The sequence below is a fragment of the Streptomyces sp. NPDC001880 genome (assembly GCF_053594575.1).
Window position 1 is genome coordinate 1 of sequence record NZ_JBSFET010000252.1, and the last position, 2159, is coordinate 2159.

The following is a 2159-nucleotide window of genomic DNA, read 5'->3' on the forward strand; positions in this document are numbered from 1 at the left end:
GGCTCCAGCCCGCCGGCCGCCCGCACCTGGGCGATCAGCGGAGCGATCCGCTCCAGCAGGTAGCCGCCCCGCCTGAGCTGGTGGGCGAGTTGGGCGTCCCGCACGTCTGCCTCGTCGTAGACGCGGTATCCGGTCCGCGGGTCGCGACGCGGGCACAGCAGCCCGGCGGCCTCCCATTTGCGCAGCGTCGCGGGCCGGATCCCGAACCTCCGTGCCAGCGGCCCGATGAACGTTCCGTCGGGCCCGCCCACCGCCGCGTCGGGTTCAGGTATCTCGGCCGGTGCCAGGTCGCGCAGGGCGGTCTCCACAGCCTGGAGGGTCCGGCGGTCGTCGAGGAGTTGGGCGTGGCTCTCGTCGATGAGACGGAACGCCTCCTCGGCCGCGCCCTCGTTCACCGCCCGCATGACCGACGTGGCCGTCGGATGGCCGTGGCCGGGCACCAGGGCGAGGAATGTGCGCAGGGCCTGGGCGTGCAGCGAGGTGTAGGTGCGGTAGCCGTGGGGCGTGCGGTCTGCGACCGGAAGGATGCCGGCCGCCTCGTAATTCCTGACCGCCTGCGTGGACAAACCGTGCCCACGCGCCAGATCGACGGGCCTGAGCCGTTCACCGTTTTGAAGGTTTTGCACCATGACCCCGTCGATGTCGTCGAAAAGTTTCAACCGAAGGTTCAACGATAGCGTTGAATGCATGGCTACTGACATCACAGAAACCACCCATGCCGTCGATGCCTCCGCGATCACGCGGCTGCTCGCGGCCCGGCCGCAGCTGCTCGCCCTGGGCGAGCCCACTCACGGCGCGGAAGCCCTGCTCGAACTGCGCAATGAGCTCTTCCGGCAGCTCGTCGAGCAGGAGGGCTACCGGACGATCGCGATCGAGAGCGATTGCATGACGGGTCTGATCGTGGACGACTACGTCACCTCGGGCACGGGCACCCTGGACGAGGTCATGGAGCACGGATTCAGCCACGGCTGGGGCGCCTTTGCCCCCAACCGCGAACTCGTGCGGTGGATGCGGGCCCACAACGACGGCCGGCCCGCGTCCGAGCAGCTCCACTTCGCCGGCTTCGACGGCCCGCTGGAGATCACCGGCGCCGCGAGCCCCCGGCAGGCCCTCACAGCACTCCACGACTGCCTCGCCGACCGGGTGGACGCGAACCTGCTCCCCTGCACCGGCGAAACGCTGGACCGCCTGCTCGGCGCGGACGACCGGTGGACCGAGCCCGCTGCGATGATGGACCCGACCCGGTCCGTGGGGCAGTCGGCCGACGCCAGGGAGCTGCGGCTGCTCGCCGACGATCTGGTGGCGCTGCTCGACGCGCAGACGCCGCAGCTGATCGCGGCAACCTCGCAGGACAGCTGGGACCGGACGCGCCTGTACGGGCGCACCGCCGTCGGGCTGCTGCGCTACCATCGCCGGATGGCCGACACCTCACCGGCCCGCATGACACGGCTGTGCGCGCTGCGGGATCTGATGATGGCCGACAATCTCCTCGCCGTCGCCGCCCGGGGCCCGGCACTCGTCCACGCCCACAACTCCCATCTCCAGCGGGAGAAGAGCACGATGCAGATGTGGGAGGGACCGGTGGAATGGTGGAGCGCCGGCGCGCTGGTGAACGCCCGGCTCGGTGCGGAGTACGCCTTCGTGGCGACGGCTCTCGGCACGATCCGGCACCAGGGAGTGGGCTCGCCGCCGCCGGACACCGTCGAAGGACTCCTGTACGCGCTCCCGCAGGACCGTTGCGTCGTCGACGCCCCCCGACTGGCCACCGCCCTCGGCGACACGCCGCCCGCGCCCCGGGTGTCCCCCTGGTTCGGCTACGCCCCGCTCGACCCGGCCCACTTGGCGGGGACCGACGGCCTCGTGTTCGTCAGGGACATTCCACAGAGCCAGTGACTTCGGGGGCGAATCTCCGCGAACGCTGACGAGACCTCGCCCCCGGCCGACGCGAGGCCGGCCGACAGGTCGTTCAGCGGGGCCCGGAGAGCAGTGCATCGAGTTCGGGAAAGGCGATCCTTTCGGCCACGGAGTCGTATGCGCCGGAACCGAAGAGCTCCTGCGCGGCGCGGCGGGCTCAAGAGCGTCGCCGTCCGGCGAACCCGACGACCAGGCGACGCCGACGCTGGTGGGGGCGATCAGGGCGGCGGCCGGGCGGTCGACGC

The 2159-nt window shown here is 71.2% G+C and carries 2 protein-coding genes; one reads left to right on the top strand and one right to left on the bottom strand.

Annotation, left to right across the window (positions count from 1 at the left end):
• On the bottom strand, positions 1-629 hold a 629-nt coding region (locus ACWCQ6_RS36955), incomplete at its 3' end, for a MerR family transcriptional regulator (RefSeq protein ID WP_451096849.1).
• 58 nt (positions 630-687) lie between these two features.
• On the opposite strand from ACWCQ6_RS36955, the gene ACWCQ6_RS36960 reads away from it, so the two are divergent.
• Positions 688-1893: an erythromycin esterase family protein gene (locus ACWCQ6_RS36960; protein WP_451096847.1), complete on the top strand. Its 1206-nt coding sequence runs from the start codon at positions 688-690 to the stop codon at positions 1891-1893.
• The last annotated feature ends 266 nt before the right edge of the window (positions 1894-2159 follow it).

Excerpts from the sequence above, each read along its gene's own strand:
- ACWCQ6_RS36960 (WP_451096847.1), top strand. The coding sequence starts at position 688 with ATGGCTACTGACATCACAGAAACCACCCATGCCGTCGATGCCTCCGCG.